The 26,574-nt window shown below is 45.2% G+C and carries 1 protein-coding gene (cut by a window edge); it reads right to left on the reverse strand.

All coding sequences use genetic code 11. The features are described 5' to 3' along the window. On the reverse strand, nt 1–26,574 hold the 3' portion of the coding sequence (locus tag WC724_02060) for a tail fiber domain-containing protein (GenBank protein MFA6077784.1). Its footprint extends 5,214 nt past the window's final position; the window shows 26,574 of its 31,788 coding nt (coding positions 5,215–31,788); its start codon lies off the right edge, out of view; it ends in the stop codon at nt 1–3.

The raw sequence follows: 26,574 nt of genomic DNA on the forward strand, positions 1-26,574 counted from the left end.
TTAAATAGCCGGAGTACTTGTTGCAACCGTATCTGTTGTTGTCGCTGTTTCTGTTGTAGTTGGTGCGACTGTTTCCACTGGTGTTGTGGTTGTTGTATCAACGACAGGAGTCGTCGTTGTATCTGTCGTTGTCGTGGTGGTCTCTGTAGTTGGTGCGGTGTAGGTCGCAGTTGGTTCAGTGAGAGCATTCACACTTCCAGAAATCGCATCAACAATCGCTCCGACAACCGACGAGCTTGAAGTTTGTGTTGCTGTTGTTGCTCCACCGACCAAACACTCCCCTGACGTTGTTTTTGGAAGACCGCCGGAGATTGTTAGACAGTATGGCGTTCCAAACTCTTCGTCGTACATTGTAATTCCAGAACGTCTCTCTGGTGAACCAACCTTGATTCCACCACGCACCTCAATATTGTCAGCCAATAATTTACCGCTTGCGTCGATGCTCCATGTGCCGGAGGACGAAGTGATTGCGCTAACATTTTCAACAGCAAATCCGGCCATATCAAGAACTCCTTGTGACAAAACTCGACCAGATACTGAATCAACGGCAAGTGTCGCAGAAGTTGATGTCGCGCTTGTCAAAGCCCCATCAAGTCGTGTCCAACCAACTGAAACAGCGACAGCAACCGAGCCCTGATAAACAAACGTGCCATCAACATTCACCGAGGTCACGGTCGAAGTTGCCGACTGAGTTCCGTCAAACAAACCAAGTGCTATACCTATTGTCTGTGATGATGTTGTCGCCTTCATACCAACACCAGGAACTGAAGATAGTGTGATGCGATCGCCCGGCTTGATTACACCGCCCTCAGTTGAAACCTTAACGACAGTCTTTCCAGAAAATACGACTGATGGTGAAGTGCTTGTACTCGAGAACGTTAGTCCGGCAACGTTCGCGATTCCAACTATTGATGTTGCGTTTGTCTTGTCTGCGCGAACCAAAACGGCGGATGTTGTTGTTGCACCCATCTCACTTGGCGGTTCGACCGCCAAGTTGGTGGCTTGGGTTGTTGTGGCGCTCATTGCGACGATATCACCGGCCTCAACATCACTTGAGGAAAGGTCGGCAAAATGTTCTGCGATTCCTGATTCTGCGAGAGCAACTTTATCTGACGAGATTGTGCGTGAACCAAATGAGTCACAGAAAGATGCGACACAGATGCTGTCTGAAATAATTGCCTTGGCGGAAATAATATTTGCTTTAATATCGCCAGCAAAAGTTAATACCGGTGTGCTTGTTGCGGAAATTGAAAGGTAGATATTTTCAGTAGAGCTTGAAGAATTATCAGAAGAACTAGAAACTTCACCGATTGAGAAGGTGCCATTTCTTGATTCAACAAACCAATCTTTTGTTGTTGTTCCGACCCCAACATTTCCACCACTAATTGAGTCGATAACAGAAGCTGTGTCGGTGAGAGTCAAACGAGGAGAAGGAGCTGAAATTGATAGTGCTGATTTTGGTGCCGATGTGCCGATTCCAACACGACCATCGCCTGTAATTGCAAACGAAGTGTTACCAACAGCGTCAAGTGCGACGAAAGTCATCGTTTCTCCAATTTTGGAGGTTGAGCCTCCAAAATTGTTTTGGACGGTGAGGCGGGCGGTTGCGGTTGGTGCGATTCCTATCGCGCCGGTTGTTGAGCCGGTTGTTGCGATGCCGATGCCAACGTTGCCACTGAATACGGCGTCCGCGCCGACGTTCAAATCTTTTGCAACGTAAATATCTTCTGTGTTTATTTTTTTAACCTCCACCGTGTCGCCAACAAATTTTCCATTCTCATCAACAGACCACTTTCCGTCAACACCGAGGATACTAGAAACTTCTTTTATAGAGCTACCTTTCAAATTAAGAACTGTCGTTGTTGAAAGGGTTGTTGCGCCTGTCGTCTTATCTATGACCCAAGCATTTGTTGCAATTGTTGAAGTTGCCAAAGCGAGAGATGCGCTAATCTGAGTATCAAAATCTTTCATTGAATCAACTTTTGAAGCCAAGGTTTGTACGCCAGAGAGTGTGAAAGTTGCAAGTTTATACAAATCAACACCTTTTCCATCTGGGGAAAGAATTTCAGGGGCAACAACTTGCGCATCTTCAGCGATAAAACCAAGACGAAGCGGTTCACTATTTTCCTCTGCGTTGTAACGATATGTCGCAGTCTTCAAATTAATGAGTTGATTAAACATGTCTTCCGCTGAAGAAGCAGTCGTGTAAGAAATATCTTTTTTCGCAGTCTTTGTTGATGTGTTCACGAAAGCGGTAGCGCCAACGTCTCCTGCAACAGAAAGCGCGCGATTTGGCGTCGTCGTGCCGATGCCGACGTTGCCGTTTACATCAACGGTTAGCACAGATGTTGTCGTGGCACTTGAAATAAAACTTGTGCGGGTGTTGAGTTCTTTCACACCCTGCAATGCTAAGGCTCCTAACTTGCTGTAACTCACACCCCAAGCACCGCTATCTGTATCTTTTAGATTAGGGTCATCGTTATCGCTTCCTTTAATTACAACCTCTGGAAATATTGGATACAATTCTTGAGCTATAACCCCAATATCATGTTTACCTGTTCCTTTCCAATCAAATGCTACGGCACGATAATTATCTAAACGATTAAGAACGGACAAACTTTCTATGTTTTTCTTAAGGCGAACATCTGATCCCGACACCCAGTCAACACCCTGATCTGCCACATACGGCCCTGCGGTAAATGTGATTGCATTTCCCGCCGTTCCAGATGGTGCGGTCATAACTCTTACGCCTATACCACCACCAGCACCATATCTAATTTGTGAAGCCTTATCACTAACATCGTAAAGATAAGAATCTGTGGTATCTGTGGTGCGGAAGTTGTAACCCGTAGACCCGTAGTTACCACCAGAATTTCCTATAGCCACCACTCCAACACGCAACCCCGAACCAGCAGACCCAGATGGAATATTCAAAGAGTAATTTGCTGATGGAGTTGTCCCGATGCCAGTTTTTCCGTTAGTATCAATGGTCATTTGGCGATTCCCACCGTTAGTAGCGAATGTAATTGACCCTTGTGAGCGTAGGCCAAACAGAGAACTGTCGGCGGTGCCGAATAGAGTGGCGCCATAACCAACATATCCTCGAGCCCCATTAGCTGTACTATCATAAAACGTAGTGTAAGCTCCTGTTGATACATTAGACTCGAAGCGAGCTGTTTCACTTGTACCAGAATAAACGTTCAAAACTGCTGATGGTGTTGTGGTACCAATACCGACGTTGCCACCAGTTGCTATCGTTATCCCATTACCACTACTGCCGAAAGTAGTTGTCGTAATTCTAATTTTCCCAGTTGCTGAATGAGTACCAATGTAAGCCGTACCACTGGTTCTCAAGTACATTCCTGTATCATTTCCAAAGGTGTTTACATCGCCAACTATGAATGCAGCAGAATTAGACCCTGAGTGACTAATATGTAGAGGGCCCGCCGGATTCGCCAGCCCAATACCCACACCTCCACCGTTCGTCACAATGAAGTCTGTCTTTGTTGATGAACCAATGACAAATGCAGGGCCGGTGATACCGTTTGGATTTACAGAAAGTTGACCCCAAGGTGTTGATGTACCAACTCCAAAATTTCCACCATTGAAATATGAGTTTCCACTATTGTTGATTAAAATATTTCCGTTTGATGAACTGATACCTCCATCATTCATATACATCGAACCGGTGCCTGTGCGGAGTGTTCCTTTCACCCACAAGTTTGAAGCGAAGGTCGAGGTGGCATTTGTACCCGTGCCGTTCACGTCGATGAAGCCAGCGAAGGTTGAGGTGGCTGTTCCGCTAACAGTGAGGTTACCTGCGTTTGATACTGAGAATAGAGTTGATGTTGCGTATGCGGATGTTGAACTTCCTATTGAGAACAGTGTTGTGTTTGTCTCTCCTGCGTTTGCGTGAATAGAAAGTTTTGCATATGGCGAGGTGGTGCCGATGCCAACCTTATCAGCATAATCAGCCAAGAAAGATTGAACTCCGTCGTTTTGCCAACCACCAGCTGTTGCGTTGACTGGAGCAATGAGGGCGCCGGTGAAGGTTGAATTATTACCGAGTGTATGGTCACCACCACATGTATTATTAATAATAAGGCTAAAATAATCAGTTGTTCCATTAGCATCTGCAACCACACTAAGCGAAGGTACTCCCACCACATACGAACCGTTACCAAGAAGAGCTGAACTTGTTAATCCACCTCCATTCTTTGTGATATATACAGTAACACCATTTCCCACAGTACAAGTTGCAAAGGTATCTGTTGTGAGGTTTACAGTTAAAATGTACTTGCCTGCTACCGTCGGCGTGAACCGTTCAGTAGTGAGGTCGAAGTTATTGTTGGTGTCAAACCTCTCCGCATCAAACGTAACGGTAGTATTACCTCCTCCTGCAGTAATGACCTGACTCGTCCCATTCTTATACACACTGAACGAAGGCCCAGTCGTCGCTGTATTCATTCCTTGCCATGTTCCATTTAGATTTTTGAATTCAAGAGTGCCGGCATTGTCACGAAGACCGTAACCACCTGTGCCTGTTGATGTGCCGAAGTTTAGATAACGGCTCGTTCCATTGAGAAGTGTGTCGCCGTAGACAGTTAATTTAGCCGATGGGGTGGTGGTGCCAAAACCAACGTTGCCAGTTGAGTCAATACGTATACGTTCTGTGCCAGAAATAGTTATTCCGATAGCATTTGCAGAAGGTCTAAAGAAACCAGTGGTGGTATCATTTCCGACCGTAAGTGTCGGAATACTAGCCGACCCTGAAATCTGAATGGTTAATTGCGTGGGGTTCACTCTAGCTACTTCGATGCCATTAGCAACTAACCCTACGGTGTTGCCTGCGACCCTCGCAATACCAGTGTTTGTTGAATCGGCAAATGCAATAGAAGGTGCCGCCGTACTTCCATCAGGTATTATTATTTGTCCACTCCCAATAGTAAGTGCTGCGGTTGGGTTACTTGTGCCAATTCCAACCTTACCCCCATTCGTCACGATAAATTTAGTAGCAGTTGACGAACCAATTACAAACGCTGGGCCAGTGATACCGTTTGGGTTTACAGAAAGTTGACCCCATGGCGTCGTTGTACCGATGCCGAGATAACCGTTATCATCAAGCCGCATCTTCTCAGAGAGCGAGTACCCGTTCAATGTGGAGAAGGTTAATGCAGAGGTGGTGGCAGTACCGCCAGCGTTAGTGAAAATAGCGCTGATACGACCGATGTTGGTGGTAGTGGCTGAGGTGTTACCGGCGGCAAAGAGGAGGCTGGTACTGATGCCGTTGGCTCCTGGAGTGGTAGTTGCCCACCCACCGTGAGTAATGGTAAGCACATCAGCATTAGATGAGGTGTTGCTGTCGAAGGTGCCCGCATAGAGCGCCGGGGAGAGTACGAGGGAGGTGGAGGTAGATTGCATAAACGTTCCCGAACCATTACTGAAAAGACCCCCTTGACCGAGATTCAAACCACCTCTGACATAGAGGTTGTTTCCTATATCCATATTATCCCAAACCGTAACCGATGATGACTGCAAATTCCCCGTAAGGACTGTTGGTATTTCTATACCTGCAAGATTAACTACCGTAAGACGACTCGTACCATAAGCTGTCACGTACGCATAACGACCGGAAACATAAACTGCGGCAGCGGAAGATAAGTTTGTGCTGTCTTTTAATGAACCGACGACGAATGGGTTAGTTGGAGTTGAAATATCAACCACAGTTAGGCGGTTACTACCGCTTAGTGTAGTTACGTACGCATAGCTCCCAGAAACAAACATCGACTGGGGAGCAGATAAATTATCTGCGTCAAATACAGACCCGACAACAACAGGGGTTGATGGGTTAGAAACATCAACTATAGTAAGACGGCTTGTACCGTTTGCGCCAACATAAACATACCTACCGGAAGCATAAACGGAGATTGCACTGCCTAAATTTACAGCATCATTTACAGACCCTACAACAATAGGGGTTGTGGGGTTAGATATATCAACTACAGTTAGGCGACTACTACCAGCCGCCGCTACGTATGCGTAACGACCAGAAACAGACAGACCAATTGCAATACTTAAATTTGTGGCATCATTTACAGACCCAATAACAACAGGATTTGTTGGGTTAGATATATCAACCACAGTTAAGCGGGCACCGCCAGACGACGTTACATATGCGTAACGACCAGATACAGATACGGCTCGAGGAGCGTTTAATTTAGTGTTGTCTTTTACAGACCCCACAACAACAGGGGTTGTGGGATTTGATATGTCAACCACTGCTAAACCATTATTATCTTGTGCCCCTACATAAGCATATCGCCCAGATACAGAAATAGAACGAGGAGCGTTTAAATTAATACTGTCTTTTACAGACCCGACAACAACAGGGGTTGATGGGTTTGTAACATCAACAACAGTAAGTCTATCTCCACTATCTGATGTAACATAAGCGTAACGGCCAGAAACAGAGAGAGCCATAGCCCCAGGGAGATTAGTAGTGTCTGCAACACTACCCTTAACTGTCATGTGAAAATCACGAATGGATCCGAATTCAATCGGCGAAGCAGCGGGACCAGATGAAGTGGCAAAACCGTTAAGAAATGACATTAATGGTCCAGTTGCAGTTGTAGAGGTTGATTGCACAATCGCAAACGCCGGTAAAGTAGAAGAAGCGGAGATAGATAGTTTTGCGTATGGAGAAGTGGTACCAACGCCGACGTTGCCGGTGGAGAGTGTGGAGCCTGTTCCGGTGATTCCCGTACCAAATATTATGTTTCCGATGTTGAGTTGACCGGAAGCGGTGGCTGATGGAAGTGAAATGTTATTACCGATAAGTATGTTTTGGCTACCAGTGGTGAGGTTTGCAATTGCAGTGGAGGAAGTTGCTGTTCCTATCCAAATATTATTGGAACCAGTGGTGACACCATAACCAGACTGATAGCCGAGGAAGGTGTTGTAGTCGGAGTTGTTGCCAGCAGAGTAGCCAGACTGGTAGCCGACATAGGTGCCTCCTTGGTTGTAGTAAGAAGAAGGACCTCGAGCTGCGGAATAACCAACTGCAGTGGAGGAAGTGGCTGAGGTATTGTTGAAGAGAGCGTTCATGCCATTTGCTGTATTGTTGGTGCCGGTGATGTTGTTGTAGAGGGCTTGCGTGCCATTTGCGGTGTTTTGATAACCTGTGGTGTTTAAATAGAGTGCCTGTACTCCGCTTGCGACATTGTTATAACCGGTGGTGTTAAAATAGAGAGAATTAACACCACTAGCGGTGTTGTTATAACCAGTAGTATTCGCTACAAGAGCTGCTGTACCACTTACGGTGTTGTAATAACCAGTAGTGTTAGCTAAAAGAGAATTCATGCCGATTGCAGTGTTGTAATAGCCAGTGGTGTTGGCTGTAAGTGCTTTTCCACCGACTGCAGTATTGTTAACACCGGTGGTGTTGGCGTAAAGAGCTTGATAACCATTTGCGGTGTTGTAATAACCTACTGTATTTGCTGTAAGGGCGTTATACCCAACAGCTGTATTATATTGTGCCGTAGAAATTGTCGGTGTCGTTGCGAGAGCGCCTTGACCAACGGCGACAGAATACCAAGGTGTTGATGATGCGCTCATCCATCCTGCGGCACTTGATGCTCCGACGGCGAGGGCATTGTTGGTGGTGCTTGCATAAAGGACGGTATTTCCATCTTGCTTGTATCCGCCGAACTGATCGGTGTTGATGAACCCAGCGACGTCTAGTTTGTATGATGGAGTTGCGTCGCCGATGCCAATATTTCCTGTTGAAAGAGTCGAGCCTGTGCCGTTGAGATTAACACCATAAATTAAATTTCCAATATTGAGCTGATTTGAAGCTGTTGCTGATGCGACTGCGACATCATTACCGATAGAAATGTTGTTTGAACCTGTGGTGACTTGGTTGTATGAAGCGGAGATAGTTGAGTTACCAAGGAAGACATTCCTTGCACCAGTGGTGACACCGTAGCCGGAGTTATAACCGACGAATGTGTTGTAGTCGGAGCCAGTGGCGGCGCTAAAGCCAGCTGAATAACCAAGATACACGCCACCTTGATTTGAGTAGGAAGCGTTGCCTTCTGCGGCCGAATATCCAATCGCTATGGAGGAGGTAGCGGAAGCGTTGTTGTGGAGAGCACTGCGACCGATGGCGATGTTAGTATTACCGGTGGTATTGGAGTAGAGGGCATTCGCACCAATAGCGGTGTTGGAGGCGCCGGTGGTGTTGGAGTAGAGAGCATTCAAGCCATTAGCTGTGTTGGAGGAACCGGTGGTGTTGAAGTAGAGGGTGCTCATACCGTTAGCAGTGTTGAAAGAGCCGGTGGTGTTGGAGTAAAGGGCATCCACACCGATGGCGGTGTTTTTCTTGCTGGTAGTGTTAGAAGTAAGGGCGTTATACCCAACAGCTGTATTGTATTGTGCTGTGGCATTAGTAGGTGTCGTTGCAAGGGCGCCTTGACCAACGGCGACAGAATACCAAGGTGTTGATGATGCGCTCATCCATGAAGATGCTGAGGATGCGCCGACAGCTAATGAAGTATTAGTCGTGCTTGCGTACAATACTGTGTTCCCATCTTGCTTGTATCCAGAATATTTATCGGTATTGATAAAGCCTGCGACATCAAGTTTGTATGAAGGAGAGGTTGTGCCAACTCCAACATTTCCAGTTGGAGTAATTTTTAATCTTTCAGTACCAGCACCAGATGTTCCTGTATAAAAAGACATTCCTCCTGTTGCTGACCCTGAAGACTGTAGATAAAGTTCTCCGGCGTTTAATCCTATTGTTGACTTATAACCACCGTTATCCCAAAGCATTAACTTCTCGCCAGCGCCAACAACGCTAGGCGCAGCTGGGGCGGCATATCCAGAATTATTAAAAGTAATTAAGGTGCCAGGACTTGCGGCAGCTCCTGTGTTTGCTCCAAGTTTTATATTTCCTAATACATCTAACGCAACGCTTGGATTACTTGTTCCAATTCCAACATATCCATTACTTGCGACATGGAATGCGGTTGATGTTCCCGCACCGCTTGTTGATGATGCGATTGTGAATAAAGGAGTTGAACCACCTGCTGTTGCTTGGACTGAGAGTTTTGCGTATGGTGAAGTGGTGCCGATGCCGAGGTTGGTGCCAGTGCTGAGGTACGTGCTCGCACCAGAGTTGGTGAAGAAGTTGGTACCGCTGGATGAGCCCACACATACGCCATTTACTGCGAAACATCCGGTAGCGAGGTTGATACCATAGCCAAATGTCGAAGTTGCCGTGTTTGAGATATTGATTGTATTCGCGCCGGTGTTGCCAAGAGAGAGGAGTGTTCCTGGAGTTGTGGTGCCGATGCCGACATTACCACCACTTAATACTGTTAGGTATGTTGTCTGTGTTCCACCACCAGTATGTGTTCCGTAATTTAATGTGCCTCCAGAATAACTAAACTGACCAGCACTACTTCCGTCGTGCCACAATTCAAACTGTGGATTTGATGCATCAATAACACGAGTTTTACCAAATGCTGCAGTGTAGCTGTTGGCAAATGAGTTGACGCTTGTTTGGTTACGAATATTTCCACTCACATCCAATCTCGCACCTGGTGAATTTGTCCCTATTCCAACATTTCCACCAACAAACAAATTAGTTGTTGACGCTGTGGTTGAATAGAAGTTTGTTGTTGTTGCACTTGTTCCAGTTGCATTTACGAATGTGAAGTTTTGGAATGATACTGTGCCGGTTGCTGTGATGTTTGTTGCTGTGAGTGTGCCGGCAAAGTATCCTGAACCGTTTACAGAAAGCATAGCGAATGGAGAGGTGGTGCCGATACCAACATTTCCAGAATTGTTTATTACAAACAATGTTGATGAAGCGGAGTTAACCGCTTGGAATACGTTTTCTGCTGTTGTGGTTGCTGACCATACTGTTAGTTTTGCGTATGGTGTTGATGTACCAATGCCGACGCGAGTGTTTGCCATACTGCCTGTGCCGTCTGCTTGGCCGTAGATTGTGAGGACGGGGTCACCGTTTAGTTGAGCAACATATCCTTCAACTGTACCCTGTGCGACGTTTGAACTCACGAGCATATCTGTCCATGTGACCAAACCTGCATCAGCATCAAAATTGGTTGCACCTAGATTAAGATTTGAAATTGAAGTTATTCCACTTGTATAGTCGTATGCAAAATCACCGTTGTTCACATTCAAACTTCCAGCAAACGTGGAGGTACTTGTGTTGGTGACAATAAGATTTGTGAGTGTTGTTGTGCCGGCAGATACTGTGCCTGTCGCCGTGAAGTTGCCCCCAATATATGTATCACCCGCTACAGATAGTTTTGCGAATGGTGAGGTTGTGCCGATGCCGACGTTGCCTGTATTATCAATTCTCATTCGCTCAACATTTGTTGCTGAAGTACCAGTGTAGAAAAACATCCCACCAGTAGAGTTAAGAATGCGGTTATATACCGAGGTTCCATTGTAAGAGGTGAAGTCCATGCCACCAGCCCAATTGTTATCACTAGAAGAACCAAGGATTCTAATTCCAGAGACTGATTGTGCGAGGGTCCCACCAGAATTAGCAGTTAAAAGCCCGGTCATACTTCCTGTGCCGTGAACACTAAGTGTTGTTGCCGGACTCGTCGTGCCGATGCCGACGTTGCCGGTGCTTGTAATTCTCATCGCTTCTACAGCAGATGCGTTTCGGAATATATTGTTTCCCGCATCAAAGTAATTGTTGGAGGTATTATTATATCCGATGATTAAATTAGCGACTCCACTATTTAACACATATAATTTTGAATTAACTGGATCCGTCGTCCCAATACCAACGTTGCCTTCTACCATAAGACCGTTTGTTGGGGCAGCGATATTGTAATTTGCACCGATGGATGCGCCGCCCGAAACTGCGAGTTTACTTGCCGGACTCGTCGTCCCGATGCCGACGTTGCCCCCGTTCGGTTGCAACACCAAATCCCCTGACGCGTGTATATCCAAATCGTTTGCTCGCGTAGAGTGAGTCGAATTGTATCGAATAAGATAAGCGGGTGTCGCGGACTGTCCCGTATCCTCTCCAAATGTCAAAATACTCTGTGCGCCCGTGCCGGTGCTAATGTTCGCAATTTTTATTCCCGCGATACCATTCCGAGATCCCGATAAGACACTGTAAAACGCCTGAGACACTACCCCAGCATCAAGAGTAAGAAGAGCACTCGGACTCGTTGTACCAATACCAACATTGCCGTTAGCCATTATTCTCATCTTCTCTCCAATAGTGCCACCAGTATGAAATGCTAGGTCATATGAACCTGCGGAGACGACAGACTGAACACGTCCAACGGTAGTACCACCAACTCCGCTAGTAAATGCAAGTGATGCACCGTCGGCCACCGAACCACCGTGACCAGCAGAGTTTATTCTAATGAAATCAACATTTGCTCCAGCACTTCGTGCTCCATAAACATCGAGTAGCGACGTCGGTGTCGTTGTTCCAATACCAACGAAACCTGTTTCGGCAATACGTGCAACTTCAACAGCTCCTGGTTTAAAAATTATGTCGTTATTATTCGCCGCAGAATTCCCTGTTTGAATTGTAAGAGGAGAACTATCCTGACTTGCAAGATTTTGAATTGTCACCCCACCAGAAGCATTTAATGTTAGTTGATTGTTACTTAGAACGGTCAAAGATGCGCCGAAATTAACGATTGAACCAGAGCTTCCAAGGTCTAATTTATTTGAAGGAGAAAGTGTCCCCAAACCAACGCGACCCGTTGAATAATCGACAACGAATGAGTTCGTATCAACTATCATTCCTCCTGCAAACGTACTCGTCGCAGTGGTTGAAGTAGCAAAGATAGCAGAGACTTGTGGAGTTGATGATGCGACAAGAGCACCTGAACCGTCGGTTGTGATGACCATGTGTTTACCTAAAGATGAGAATGTTGGTGATGTAGAAGAAAAAATATTTGTAGCATAAATATTTTGCCACCTCATTGTTGGGCTACCTAAGTCATATGTATTATCAGCATCTGGGCCAACATTTCCCAACACTTGAAGTTTAAATGTTCCTGGTGTCGTAGTGCCTATTCCTACATACCCTGAATTGTTTATTACAAACAATGTTGATGAAGCGGAGTTAACAACTTGAAATACATTTTCTGCTGTTGTGGTTGCAGACCATACTGTGAGTTTTGCATATGGAGTGCTTGTGCCTACACCAACACGTGTGTTTGCCATACTGCCTGTGCCGTCTGCTTGGCCGTAGATTGTGAGGACAGGATTGCTGTCTAATTGAGCGGTGTAACTTTGAACTGTTCCGTTTGCAGAAGAAGATGTGACTGGCATATCAACCCATGAGAGTATTCCCCCGTCGGTATCAAAATTCATTGAACCAAAATTAAGATTTGAAATCGATGTTGAAGTGGTGGAAGCTTCGTAGAAAATATCGTAACCACCAATATTCATATCTCCATTGTCTGTGACTTGCAAGAGTGTTGTTGAGGCACTATTCACCAACGCAAATGTCTGCCCTGTTGTTGTGCCTGTCCCCCACACTGTTAGTTTTGAATATGGTGTTGATGTGCCGATGCCGACATTGCCTGCACTGGTAAGTCTCATTGCCTCAACGGAACTACCAGGACTCAACACAATCGCACCATTAGCGTTCATTGAAAGGAGTGAGAGAAGTGGGCTGCCAGAGTTGTAACTGTATTGTATCTGAGCACCAGCGTCATCAGCTGGAGTGCCAAATAAGATACGGGCAGGATTCGCATCTGGGCTGATGAAATGCATTCCTACATCAGAAGAATTCTCTATCACAAGGTCGTCAGCCGCTGTGTTAGCAATAATGGTTCCCGCACTTCCTGAGAATATGTTCAGCTTCCCTTCCGGCCCCGTCGTTCCGATACCGACGTTGCCACTTGTTTTTATTCTTACTTGTTCCGATGCTGTCCCTGCAGAATACGGCCTAAATACAATGTCGCCAGAATTATCCGCTCCATTTCTTACCGCACCTATATCTGCTATCGGATTTGATACTCCTGCAATATCTTGAATTGAAAAAGTTACGGCTGAGCCAAAACCATTTATCATATCACCTGTTGTTTTGTGTCTTACCATTAAACCTCGTGCAATAGAATCAATTGCGGCAGATGTTCTTTCTGAGGTGATCGTATAATCACTCCCGCTAGTCACATCTAACTTAACCCCTGGTGTTGATGTGCCAATGCCAACGTTGCCCGTCATAAACGCAAAGAGTGACGCATTAAATTCCATTGGCAAATAAACATTACCGGCATCGTTAAATGAACGAACTGAGGCCCCGGCCCCGGCAGTTAGTGCGCCGATAACGTCGACATTAACGTTAGTCCCCGCATGAGTACGAAATGTTCCCCAATTATCCAATTTATATGCTGGTGTTGCTGTCCCAATACCGACGTTGCTGCCGACAGGGTTCAAAAGCAACGGATATGTCTGATCACCGCTTCGCGCCGCCTGAATAACACCGCGATTGTTCGTTGTGTCAATCATGAAAGAAAGTCGTTTGAGCGGATCTGTCGCACCGCTTATCGCCAATTGTGCACCGCCGTTGTTGTCGTAAGGATAGGGCCCCGTTCCATCTGCTACGATTTGTGTCTTGAATCCAGGTGTCGTTGTCCCAATACCGACGTTGCCGGTTGTATCGATTGTAACGCGAGCAGAGTTATTAGTCGTAAGCGTAAGTGGGTCTGAAGTATACGTACCCATGAAAAGATCATCATTATTATCAACATATATACGCGAACGGAGACCAGCGAGACCCGTGCCTTTCGTAATCGCGAAACCAGCGTATCCAGTTAGGGCATCGTTATTAACCGCGGAGAGAGGGTAAGTGCCATAAGAACCGCTTGTGGTATTGCGTGATACAACGAGTGCATTATCAGGGCTCGTTGTTCCAATACCGACATTGCCTCCAGATGGTTCTAAGACTAATGCGTCGTGTGTCACCCCCTCTGTAATTGCTCCAATATATCCGTATTTATTGGTTGTGTTGTAGCCAACATATACACCCTGTGTGTTTGCCGCGTAAAACTTTGCAATGGAATTTGCATATATAGTTCCACTGCTACCAAGTACGTTCAGTTTCGCGTTCGGTGTCGTCGTGCCGATGCCGACGTTGCCGGAAGATAATAATGTCATCACATCAGTATCTGCATCACTACCACTTGCATAGTTAAGAGAAATTGTTAGTGCTGTACGTGAATTGTTTGTTGCGTCCTGCCACCTTCCCATCCAAAAATCAGCCACCTGCTCGTAGGTTGATTCTTGTGGAAGCATTAGACTAAACAATTTCTGATTTTTGATAACAGTTGAACCAGCAGAAACTGCGGTCCCGATAACATTCAACTTACCAGAAGGATTAGTAAACGAATCGTTTGTGCCAACATTCAAGTATCCTGCGAAAGTTGATGTTGCTGTTGTTGATGTAGCAAAGATAGCAGCGACTTGTGGAGTTGATGATGCAACAAGAGTACCTGAGCCATCAGTTGTGATAACCATGTGCTTACCTAGTGATGAGTAGACAGGAGCAGTGGTTCCATAGATTGTGCCGTCTACTTCTAGGTCACCTGCTATATATGCAGAGTTGTAGTAGTTAGTTGAAGCTATGCTGTCTGGTGTTGATGAACCGACTGTGAGTAATACTGTTGGTGAGGTGGTGCCGATGCCGACTTTGCCATCGTAGCTCACTGTTAATATTGAAGCGTTGGTTGAACTTGAAACCTGGAATATAGGGCGAGTGGAACCGGATGTTCCCATTACAGAAAGTTTTGCAAATGGAGTTGATGAGCCGATACCAACGCCATAATTTTGAATACCACCTACCCCATCAGACTCACCATAAACAGTGAGCATTGAGTTGCCATCAAGATGTGCTGTGTAGCTTTCCACTGTTCCGATTGCTGAATCAGAAGTAACAGGCATATCAATCCAAGAAAGTGCGCCTGCGTCAGAATCAAAACTTGTTGCACCAAGATTTAGATTTGAAACAGAAGTTATGCCGGATGAAAAATCATAAGTTAAATCACCCGAACCAACGTTCAAGCCTCCGGCGAATGTTGATGTTGCTGTTGTTGATGTTGCGTAGAAATAATCTGCGACAACAGGGCCGGCGACAGAAAGTTTTGCATATGGAGAAGTGGTGCCTATGCCGACGTTGCCAGTGCTTGTTATCCTCATCTTTTCTGTACCGCCTGTGATGAAGTTAATATCAGCGGAACCTGTTCCTGAAGTGTTGTTGTAAGCACGAATAGAACCAATATTAGAAGCGTAACTTATACCAAGACCTTGTCCTGTGCCCCAATATGAAGGCGAGCCAACAGCTTGAACAGATTGAGCGGTAACCCCCCCACCTTCTACGTGGAGTTTATCTGCCGGACTCGTCGTGCCGATGCCAACATTGCCGGCGTTGGTAATAATAAATTTAGTCGTTGTGTTATCGCCGACTTCAAGGATAGAATCCGAAACATTGAAGTTACGACCAAGGAATGTTTCGTAGGTGCCTTGTTGGTTGACCCAACGTATCGTCGAGTTAGAGATATCGGCGTTCGTCGTCTTTAATATCATCGCAACAGCCCCATAAAGATTAGAACCGGAATTCACACTCTCTGTGGCTACTGTAAGTGCTGACCCAGAAACAAGAGCCGTAGACGTCCCTACTACTGTGTTACCAAAGACACTGAGCTTTGCCGTTGGCGTCGTCGTTCCCACCCCGATATTTCCACCAAGTCTTTGCAAAATCAAGGGAAGTGATGTTTGGGCATACTGAGTCACACCAATCTCACCAAATCCATTCGTGGTATCAACACCAATATGCATAAAACGATTACCAGCGATACTGTTTGTTTGTCCTATTCTTAATGTGTCGCTCACCGTACTCTCCACAGAAAGTTTTGCTTGCAAATCTGTAGTTCCAATACCAACCCTACTTGTTGAATAATCAACAACCAAAGAATTCGTATCAACCGTTAAACCTCCAGCAAAAGTTGAAGTTGCGGTGGTTGATGTAGCAAAGATAGCAGAAACTTGTGGAGATGATGATGCGACAAGTGTGCCTGAGCCATCAGTGGTGATAACCATATGCTTACCAAGAGATGAGTAGACAGGAGCTGTTGTTCCATAGATTGTTCCATCTACTTCTAGATCACCTGATATGTATGCAGAGTTGTAGTAGTTTGTTGAAGCTATGCTGTCTGGTGTTGATGAGCCGACTGTGAGTAAGACTGTTGGTGTGGTGGTGCCGATGCCGACGAGGCCGTTTCCTTTCACGTTAAATAATACACTTGAACTTGAGTTCTGAACTTGAAAAATATCTGCAGTTTGTGATGATGCTCCTTGGAATACTGCTAGCGTTCTTGTGGGGGTGCTGGCATCTTGCGTAAACAACATTGCTTGTGGTGCTGAGTCATAGGCACTGTTCGAGACAGAGAACTTAAGTGTTCTGTTTGCTGAATAAATTTGATTTTGGACACCTGTTAGTTGCCCAATGGCCATCGTCCCCCCACCAGCATAAGACAAGTTGATACCTACTGTCCCTGCCCCAAGATTCTCCAGTGAAAGTGCATACTTGTTTGTTATGTTTCCCTGATTGATTACGAATTTTGAGCTTGGATTTTCCGTACCAACTCCGACATTTCCGCTTGCAAGCACAGTCATTAAAGTAGTAGTGGAATTTCCAGCTGTTGTTGAAGCAATAGTGAATAGCGGTGTGTTTACAGCTGTGGTCGCAGAGTTTGAAATTGAAAGAACGGAATTCGGTGTCGTTGTGCCGATACCGACCAAACCATTACTATCTATTCTCATTCTTTCTACTATATTAGTGCCATTAGAAGTACCAAAACCAAGAGTTCTTTCTGCGATAGTAACTACAGAAACCCCGTTGGTTTCCAAAGTACCAGTGCTTGACATCTTCATTGTCAAACCATTTACCATAGAAGGAGAACCACCGTTATATAACTGATAACGTGGACTTGCTTCACTGCTATAGTAATACGCAAACGTTCGGCCAGTCCCAATTCTCCAATTATCAGAAAGACTAGAGGTGATATGTAGTGGGGATTGCGGATTACTTGTCCCAATTCCTACATTTCCACCGACAAACAAATTTGTCGTTGACGCTGTAGTTGAGTAGAAGTTTGTTGTTGTTGCACTTGTTCCTGTCGCATTTACGAATGTGAAGTTTTGAAGAGTTGATGAACCTGTTGCTAATAGATTTGCAAATGAAAGTGTGCCTGTCGCGGTAATGTTTGTTGCTGTGAGTGTGCCACCAAAGAATCCTGAGCCGTTAACGGAGAGTGTGGTGAACGGTGATGAGGTCCCGATGCCGACATTACCGTCGTAACCAACAGTTAACATAGATGCGTTTGTTGAACTTGAAACTAGGAACACAGGACGAGTGGAACCAGATGTTCCCATTACGGAAAGTTTTGCCCAAGGAGTTGATGATCCGATTCCAACGCCATAATTTTGAATACCACCTACCCCATCAGACTCACTATAAACAGTGAGCAGAGCGTTGCCGTCTAGGTGTGCAGTGTAGCTTTCAACTGTTCCGATTGCTGAATCAGATGTCACTGGCATATCAATCCAAGAAAGAGCACCTGAGTCGGCATCAAAACTTGTTGCTCCAAGATTTAAACTTGAAATAGATGTGACTCCAGATGAAAAATCATAAACCAAACTATCTGAACCAACATTCAACCCGCCAGCAAACGTTGATGTTGCGGTGGTTGATGTTGCGTGGAAATAATCTGCGACAACAGCTCCGGCAACTGAAAGTTTTGCGTAAGGTGATGTGGTGCCGATGCCGACGTTGCCACCAAATATTGCGGTATCTGTTCCTCCTATTTGAGTCGTACCTCCAGAGAATGAACCAAATGCGACATTGTTCCCCTGGAAGCTCATCACCGGTGTTCCACTGGTAGTAAAATTGTAAGAAGTATATGCACCTCCTCCAGCACTAAGACTCAAGTAGGTACCACCACCAATTCGTGCAATACGAAAATCACTTGATACACCAGACCCTGTGATGATTGTTGAACTAGCTGCAAGTGTGCCATTCACCCACATTTGATATCCAGGATTCACCCCTGCTCCGACACTGACATTGCCACCAGCAGTTGCAAAGTATGCAGAACCAGATGAAGTGATAGCTGTGGTTGATGCGTATGGGAATGTTGAAGCTTGAGTGAGAGATGTCGCAGTGAAATATGGAGCTGTGATGGCACCTGTTACTGTGAGTGTGCCTGTTGCTGTGAGGTTTCCTCCGATATATGCATCACCTGCTACAGAGAGTTTGGCGAATGGTGAGGTTGTGCCGATGCCGACGTTGCCAGTTGAATCAATTCTTATTCTTTCAACTCCAGCTGTATTAAGTCCGATATTACTTGCCGATGGAGCATACATACCGCTTGCCAAGTCCGCGACAAATGCAAAACCAGGTGCACCAACGGATCCGTTACTTACGGCCCACCTTGCATCAGTTCCCATGGTGTTGGTCGTTACCTTGTAAACTCTGTCCACGTCATTGACTGCTGAGTTTGCAAAATATATTCCGTCATTGTCAGCCCCATGAATATATGTCCCCCCTACTATGGATAATTTGTAATTACCATTTGGGGTACTTGTACCTATACCTATTCTGCCACCATTATCAACAACGAAACTTGTCGCAGTTGAACTTCCGACAACGAAAGCAGGACCAGTGATGCCATTTGGGTTTACAGAAAGGAGTCCCCATGGGCTAGTGGTGCCGACACCAACATTGCCACCCTTTTTAACAATCAATCCTTGTCCGTTAATACCGCTGTCTCCGTAGTGATACAAACCTAATATTGAATTATCGCCGGTTGCATATTTATAAAAATAGCCAGCACTTTCGTTGGTTGCTTCGGCCCTGCCGAAGTCCATCGACATATAATTTCCGTCAGCCAATGAAGGTTGCAAGAATCTAATCATCCCCTGAGAACTTGCTGTTCCCGGTTGTGAGACATGAAGTATTGAACTTGGCACTACTGTCCCAACTCCCACATTTCCATTGCTCGTGACATGTAGTGCCGTTGATGTTCCCGCACCACTTGTTGATGATGCAATTGTGAATAGTGGAGTTGAGCCACCAGCTGTTGCTTGAACAGAAAGTTTTGCGAATGGTGAGGTGGTGCCGATACCGACGTTGCCGCTTACTATTCGCATGGTTTCACTTAAAGAACCGGAACCTGTCGAAAAAGACACGAACCCCTGTCCGCCAGTAATTGTACCGAATCCGACCGATGTGCGAGCAAGACCAAGGACATCGTGCGAAATAGAAGACATAACTCCTGTTCCACCACTATTAGTGGAGAGCTGAATATTCGGATTTGTCGCTTGCATTGTAAGCAGGTTACCTGGTGTCGATGTTCCAATGCCAACATTACCGGCATATGTGATTGTCATTCGTCGCTGTGCACTTCCTGTTACAAAACCAATGTCCGCATCAGAACTGTTGCGTGCCTTAATCTCTAAATCATTACCCGAACCAACATTGAGAGCACTTACAAATTGAGTGGTGCCGTCTGTTAAGTAAAAACTGTGACCGGTATCAAATTTAATACTTGAAGCAGAACCACCATTGCTCTGAATATATAATGTTGGATCAAGACCTTTTATATTTAAAATTGTGCTTGGGTTTGCAATTCCAATTCCAACATTTCCTGAATTTTGCTGGACAATAAAATTATTTGGTCCTGTGATTCCTCCAGCAAACGTACTCGTCGCAGTAGTGGAGGTAGCAAAGATCGCAGAGACTTGTGGAGATGATGATGCGACTAGAGTACCTGAGCCATCAGTGGTGATAACCATGTGCTTACCTAGTGATGAGTAGACAGGAGCTGTTGTGCCATAGATTGTTCCATCTACTTCTAGATCACCTGATATGTATGCAGAGTTGTAGTAGTTTGTTGAAGCTATGCTGTCTGGTGTTGATGAACCTACTGTGAGTAAGACTGTTGGTGTGGTGGTGCCGAGGCCGATTTTGCCGTCAACAATCAAACCGTTGGTAAATCGTGCATAAGAGTTTGCTGGATTATTCTGAAGATTCCAGACATTTACTCCGGCCCTATAGACTTGTATTACATCTCCCCATCCAGCAGCAGCAGTGCGCTGTATGAACGCTCCGTTTGCGGTTGTGTTATCTCCTATTTGAATATTTCCTTGAACATGCAATAAACTTCCTGGGCTCGCCGTCCCAATGCCGACGTTGCCGTTTGGGTCTATCCTGGCCTTCTCACTTCCCGATACATTGAAAATGTGCTGGACGCCTTCATACCGATTGGAAGCAAATCCTGTTGACGTTCTACCTTCAATCTGAAAAACGTTACCAGACCAATAAAGAGCCCCTGCGTTATAGCCGACGGGAGCCGAGCCACCCTCAACCATGAGGCCACCATTTACCGTTAACTTTTGTGCTGGCGTCGTCGTCCCGATGCCGACATTACCCGTTGAGTTTTGTACAGTAATTTTAGCGGTATTGTTTGTAACGAAGTTCAAGTCATGTCCGGCAAGTGTACCGAAATACCCATTACCATTTCCAGTACTATCTGTGCGTCCAATCAAAGTGACGTTAGTACCTCGAAGTTTAAGAAGTGTGTCTGAATCTGTTCCTACAACATGTAGTTTTGAGTCTGGATTCGTCGTTCCAATTCCAACATTTCCACCAACTTGGAATGTAACTCTGTCATTGAGTGTGTTGTCATAAAAACGCAAATCGTTGCTACTTGATGGCACGTATGTAAACCACTTTTGCACACCTGCTTTGTTGTACAAAAATCCGGATGTGTTTGCGTCTGGCGAATTGACTCTGACGTATGTGTCGCCAGCACCATTAACGTCAACGTTCACAGTTGGGTTCGCCGTACCGATACCTACATTACCGCCCGCTGTTGTGACAAGTTTGTTTCCACCAACTGCAAGTAACGTCGCGAAAAGATTTGTTGATGATGCAGTGGTTGAGTAGAAGTTGGTTGTAGTTGCCGATGTTCCTGTTGCATTAACAAATGTGAAATTTTGGAAAGAGACCGTACCTGTTGCTGTAAGATTACCTCCGATATATGCGTCACCTGCCACAGAGAGTTTTGCGAATGGTGAGGTGGTGCCGATGCCGACGAGGCCTGCGCTTGTTATGCGCAAACGTTCAACCAAAGCAGAACCATTGCTTGTGAAAAAAGCGAGCACCCCAGCGGCTGGCGCTCCCAACCCTGCACCACCGGCGGCAAAAGTTTGAGTGCTATTTGCAAAAAGTAGCGTTCCAGAACTTCCTCCTGATGGAACTGTATCTCTTTGGTATGCAAATCTTGGATTTGTTACGTCGCTACCATAATAATGAGAAAAAGTATTTTGTGTAAATTCCCATGAACCTAGAGTTCCTCTGTTTCCTAAAATAGCATTGCCTTGCACATGAAGAGGTGCTCCGGGTGTTGTGGTGCCGATGCCGACATTACCTCTCGTGTAGGTATTGCCATTATCTAATACATAGAAGTTATCAAGTTCACTTGAGTTGGCAACTGAGAATCCTCGCCCTGTACCTGTGCCTGCACCTGTCACTGATAATTTACTGAACGGTGTCGTCGTGCCGATACCTACATTTCCACCCATATAGGTCATTGTTCCTGTTAAACCACTTCCATCATTAGTTACCTTTAAGTTGTTAGTACCACTATTACTGCCGACATCCAAAAGGATAGCACTTGCACTATTAGACTTTGAAGCAATAAGCCCTCCTCCACTATACCCATATGCAATTGAGTTTGTTGTACCTACGACGATTTGTGTTCCAAGAAAACGTAAAGTGTCTGTGTCTGAGTTAGATGCTGGGCGAATAGTTCTAGTTCCAGAAAGGCCGATATCACCAGCAACCTGCAAAAGACCATTGGCCCCAGCAGTTTGTGTTCCAATTAAAGTTGTCCCTTCAACAGATAGTCCGTTTGTTGGCGAAGCAGTGCCGTAATTTGCACCAATTGATACACCGCCAGATATACTCAACTTGCTACCTGGTGTCGTTGTGCCGATCCCGACGCTACCATTACCTTTAACGAAGAATGCTGGTGTTGTGCCGTTGTCGGTGTATGTTTGAATTAAATCAGTGGCAACTGCCCCACCCTCACGCACAAGTTTCAAACTAGGAAGACTTGTGTTATCACCCAAACTGCTTATACCGCCACGCCAAGAAAGAATCCCTGTGCTTCCACCAACTTGTTGTAAACCAGAACTCGCACCGACCATAAATATTGAGCCGTTTACCTCAAGCTTTCCTCCATAAGTCGGTGACATACCAATCCCAACATTTCCTGTTGTTCGCTGATAAACAAAACCATTCGTGCCCATAGTTACTCCTCCTGCAAATGTTGAAGTTGCTGTTGTTGATGTTGCAAAGATTGCAGCGACTTGTGGGGTTGATGATGCAACAAGAGTGCCGTTTGCATCGGTCGTGATGACCATATGCTTACCCAAAGATGAAAATGTTGGTGAACTTGAAGAAAAAATATTTGCTACATAAAGATTTCTAAAACGCAAAAGGTAAGAACCTAAGTCATAAGAATTGTCTGTGTTTGGTCCGACATTTCCAGCAATTTGAAGTTTGAAAGAATCTGGAGTAATTGTCCCAACCCCAACATTACCAGCGTTATCAATAACCATGCGAGGTTCAGTGACAGAACCACCGTTTGATTTTGTCCAGAATTGTAGTGTTCCTCCGGATAATGCACCTGTGCCGACTTGTGTGGAATTTATTCCAGCGACGTTTACGTGGGAATCTGCTTGTCCTCCTGAGCGAGAGAATGCGATGGCTCCTAGTGTTGCTCCGTTTGTATCAACATCTGATATTAAGTTTAAGGATGATTGGTTTGTGTCACGTACTTGGATTATCTTTCCTGTTGGTGAAAAGAATTGATTTACTCCTGTTGTGTTGGTGTAGTTTGATCCTCCACCGATATCTAACTTGACTGCAGGGTTTGCTGTGCCGATGCCGACGTTGCCTGTTGGTGGGACAGATAGATTTGTGGAACCGACAGTGAGACCTCCAGCGAATGTTGATGTGGCAGTGGTTGATGTTGCAACAAAATGTGAAGCATCTACGAAAGAAGTGAATCGAGCATCACCTGTGACGTCTAGTTTATAAGTAGGACTAATATCGCCAATTCCGACGAGGCCCGCTGTATCTACATACAAACGATCTGTGCTATTTGTGCGAAGTGATATACCTCCGCCAAGATCATTTAAACGAGTGACGCCACCAACATAATTCAACACGCTTGTCCCGCCCAATTGATAACCAGTGCCGATTCCAGCAGAAAGCACATTGTATGAAAGTGCTGAAACCGACGATGTGGCGGTGATGGTTGAGACTGTAATATTTCCACCGTCAAAATATGCTGAACCAGCGACTGATAATTTATAACCAGGTGTTGATGAGCCGATACCAACAGCACCAGCAAAAGTTGAAGTTGCTGTGGTTGATGTTGCTGTGAAGTATCCTGCAATTGCTTGATTGCCAAGTGTTGATGTTCCCTCAACAGAAAGTTTATATGTTGGTGACGCGGTGCCGATACCGACGTTGCCGTTTGTTAATAATCTTACAGCTTCTGTTCCCGCTGGAGAAAAAGTCATGTAACCATTTACCCCACCATTGTTTGGAGATGCAATATTTAAATAAGCACCATTGTTGCCTTGCGTTATAGAACTCGTAAAAGGTGCACCGTTTGATGTACTTGTAAGATAGATGCCTGCTGTTTGCCCACCTACCACACCGTTTGAAGTTATTCTTAAAATTGGAGCAATTGCTGCTACCTCAAGATTTGCTTGTGGGCTCGTCGTCCCAATCCCCACATTTCCGCTCGATGATTGAACTGTGAAGTTATTTGGTCCAGTGATTCCTCCAGCAAAAGTTGAAGTTGCTGTTGTTGATGTTGCAACTAAATAACCAACTGTGGGAGAAGTCGTTGCGCCTAAGGTGTTGCTGTTTATCCAGTAAGTCATCGCACCGGCAGAACCACCTCCGAAGGTACTATTTGAACTAGCCACACAAACACCGGCGATGGCATAACATCCACTATCTAAACTAACGCTATATCCAAATGTTGATGTTGCTGTGGTTGATGTTGCTGTGAAGTATCCTGCAACGACAGGACCTGCAACTGAAAGTTTCGCGTACGGTGTCGTGGTGCCGATGCCCACGTTGCCGTTTGATTGCAGTGTCAAAACATTTCTAACCAAAGATGTGCCAGCATCATTTTCTAAATTAAACAAAAGTGCATTGTTTGTAGCATCGCGAGTATTTTGCAAAGTAAAACGACGAGAGCCAGAGAAACCGCCATTATCGTAAAGACTAATCATTGGTCCACCCGTCAAAGAGCCTGTGCTAAAAGTATCAGCAGCAACTATATCAAGTGAGCGAGAAGGAACATTTGTTCCGATACCAATATTTCCATTACTTGCGACATGAAATGCGGTTGTTGTGCCAGCGCCATTTGTTGATGTTGCGATTGTGAATAATGGAGTAGAGTCTCCTGCTGTGGCTTGAACAGAAAGTTTTGCAAATGGTGATGTAGATCCGATGCCGACTAGACCCGAAGAACCGATAACCATCTTTGTACTATTACCATTTACTCTGAACTGAAGGCCGTTTACCGTACCACCAGCCACGCTATTATAAACAATTCCCCCGGCAACGTTTGAGGAAACATTCCCAAAAAGAATCCCTGATTCACTTGCGTTTGGTGTAAGGAAGTTAAGATATGAGTTGCCTGAACTTTCAAATGATGCTGTTGCAGTTGGGTATGCAGACGCCCCTGAAATACCCGTCCTTACACTAAGTTGGTTTGTTGGATTAGTTGTCCCGATTCCAACACGGCCACTCGATGATTGAACAGTGAAATTATTTGGTCCTGTAATTCCTCCTGCAAAAGTTGAAGTTGCTGTTGTTGATGTGGCAAAGATTGCAGAAACTTGTGGAGATGATGATGAAACAAGAGTGCCGTTTTCATCAGTCGTGATAACCATATTTTTTCCAAGAGATGAGAATGTGACAGAACCTGCTCCGTTTATATTTTGAGCTGTAATATTTCCACCAAAATAACCATCGCCGGTAAAATATCCACTTCCAGCTACTGACAATTTAAAATTAGAAGATGGAGATGTTGTACCAAGTCCTAAAAGTCCACTTGCTGTGAAGACTGAATCTAACGCAAGTGTGTTGTTATAAATTTGGAAAACATCTGCTGTCTGACCTGATACTGCACTTATTGCCAAAGTTGTTGTTGCTGGTGCGCCAGAAGTTACGAAAAGCTTTGCGTATGGAGTTGATGTACTTGTTCCGATAACAACATAGTCGGATGTTGTCGCAAGATTTACCTGGTCTGGAGAAATCCATGTCCAACCACCGGCAGATGTTCCTCCGAGTGCAGTGATGCTTCCGCAAGATACTTGACCTGCACCATCAGTCTTAAGAGCCTGAGAGCCTGAACTACAATTTGTTAAACCACGAATTAAAAGTTGACTTCCTGCTCCTATATTTCCCGATGTTTCAAGAGTGCCAGCAATAGAGTTTGTTGTCCCAATTCCTAAAGCTCCAGAAAAATATCCACTACCAACAATGGAAAGATTTGTAAAAGGAGATGATGTCCCGATACCGACTTTCCCTGCGGGGTTAATTACAAAACTTGTTGCCGACGATGAACCAACAACAAACTGGTTTGTATCTCCCGCAACTGGATTAACTGCAAGCTTTGCCCAAGGAGTTGTGGTGCCGATACCGACGTTGCCATTATTCAAAATAGTTAATCTCTCGTTTGAAACAGCTGATGCACCAGAAGCACCAGTGAAGAAACGGTATCCGGCCGAAGACCCGTGAGTTTGAAACCACATGGAATTATTCGCGTCTAAACCGATTACAGTTTTTTCAACCGAGCCGTTCTTTAAAAGAATAATTTTTTCACCCGACCCTTGTGTGCTTGGAGTAGATGGATCGGCCCATCCACCTATCTCAAACAATATGGCTTTTCTAGAACCAGCATCTGCTGAAACTGGTCCGATAGATAATTTTTCGGAAGGATTACTTGCCCCGATTCCGACGTTGCCGGAGGCGTTTATAATCATTTTGGAAGTGCCCCCTGTGCCGTTGGTATAAAAATTTATAACTCCAGTTGATTGACCGGCCACAACATCAAGAGAACCACTACTTATACCTAATCCGTAATTAACACTCCCTGCTTCATATAACTTCAACTTTAAATTACTTCCAGCGGTTAAGCTGTATGTATTACCAAGAGATATTCCTGTTTCTGTAGAAGCAACAGGAGTTGTCGCGATGCTCCCTATTTGCAATTTTGCAGACGGACTCGTCGTCCCAATTCCAACGTTTCCATTTGATGCGACAACGAGAGCATTTGAACCAACATTTAATACTGAAGAAAATAGGTTTGTTGATGATGCGGTGGTGGAGTAGAAGTTCGTTGTTGTTGCTGATGTACCCGTTGCGTTTACGAATGTGAAGTTTTGGAATGATACTGTACCCGT

The sequence above is a fragment of the Candidatus Paceibacterota bacterium genome (assembly GCA_041661305.1).
Classification (GTDB): Bacteria; Patescibacteriota; Minisyncoccia; order Phycocordibacterales; family VMEP01; genus VMEP01.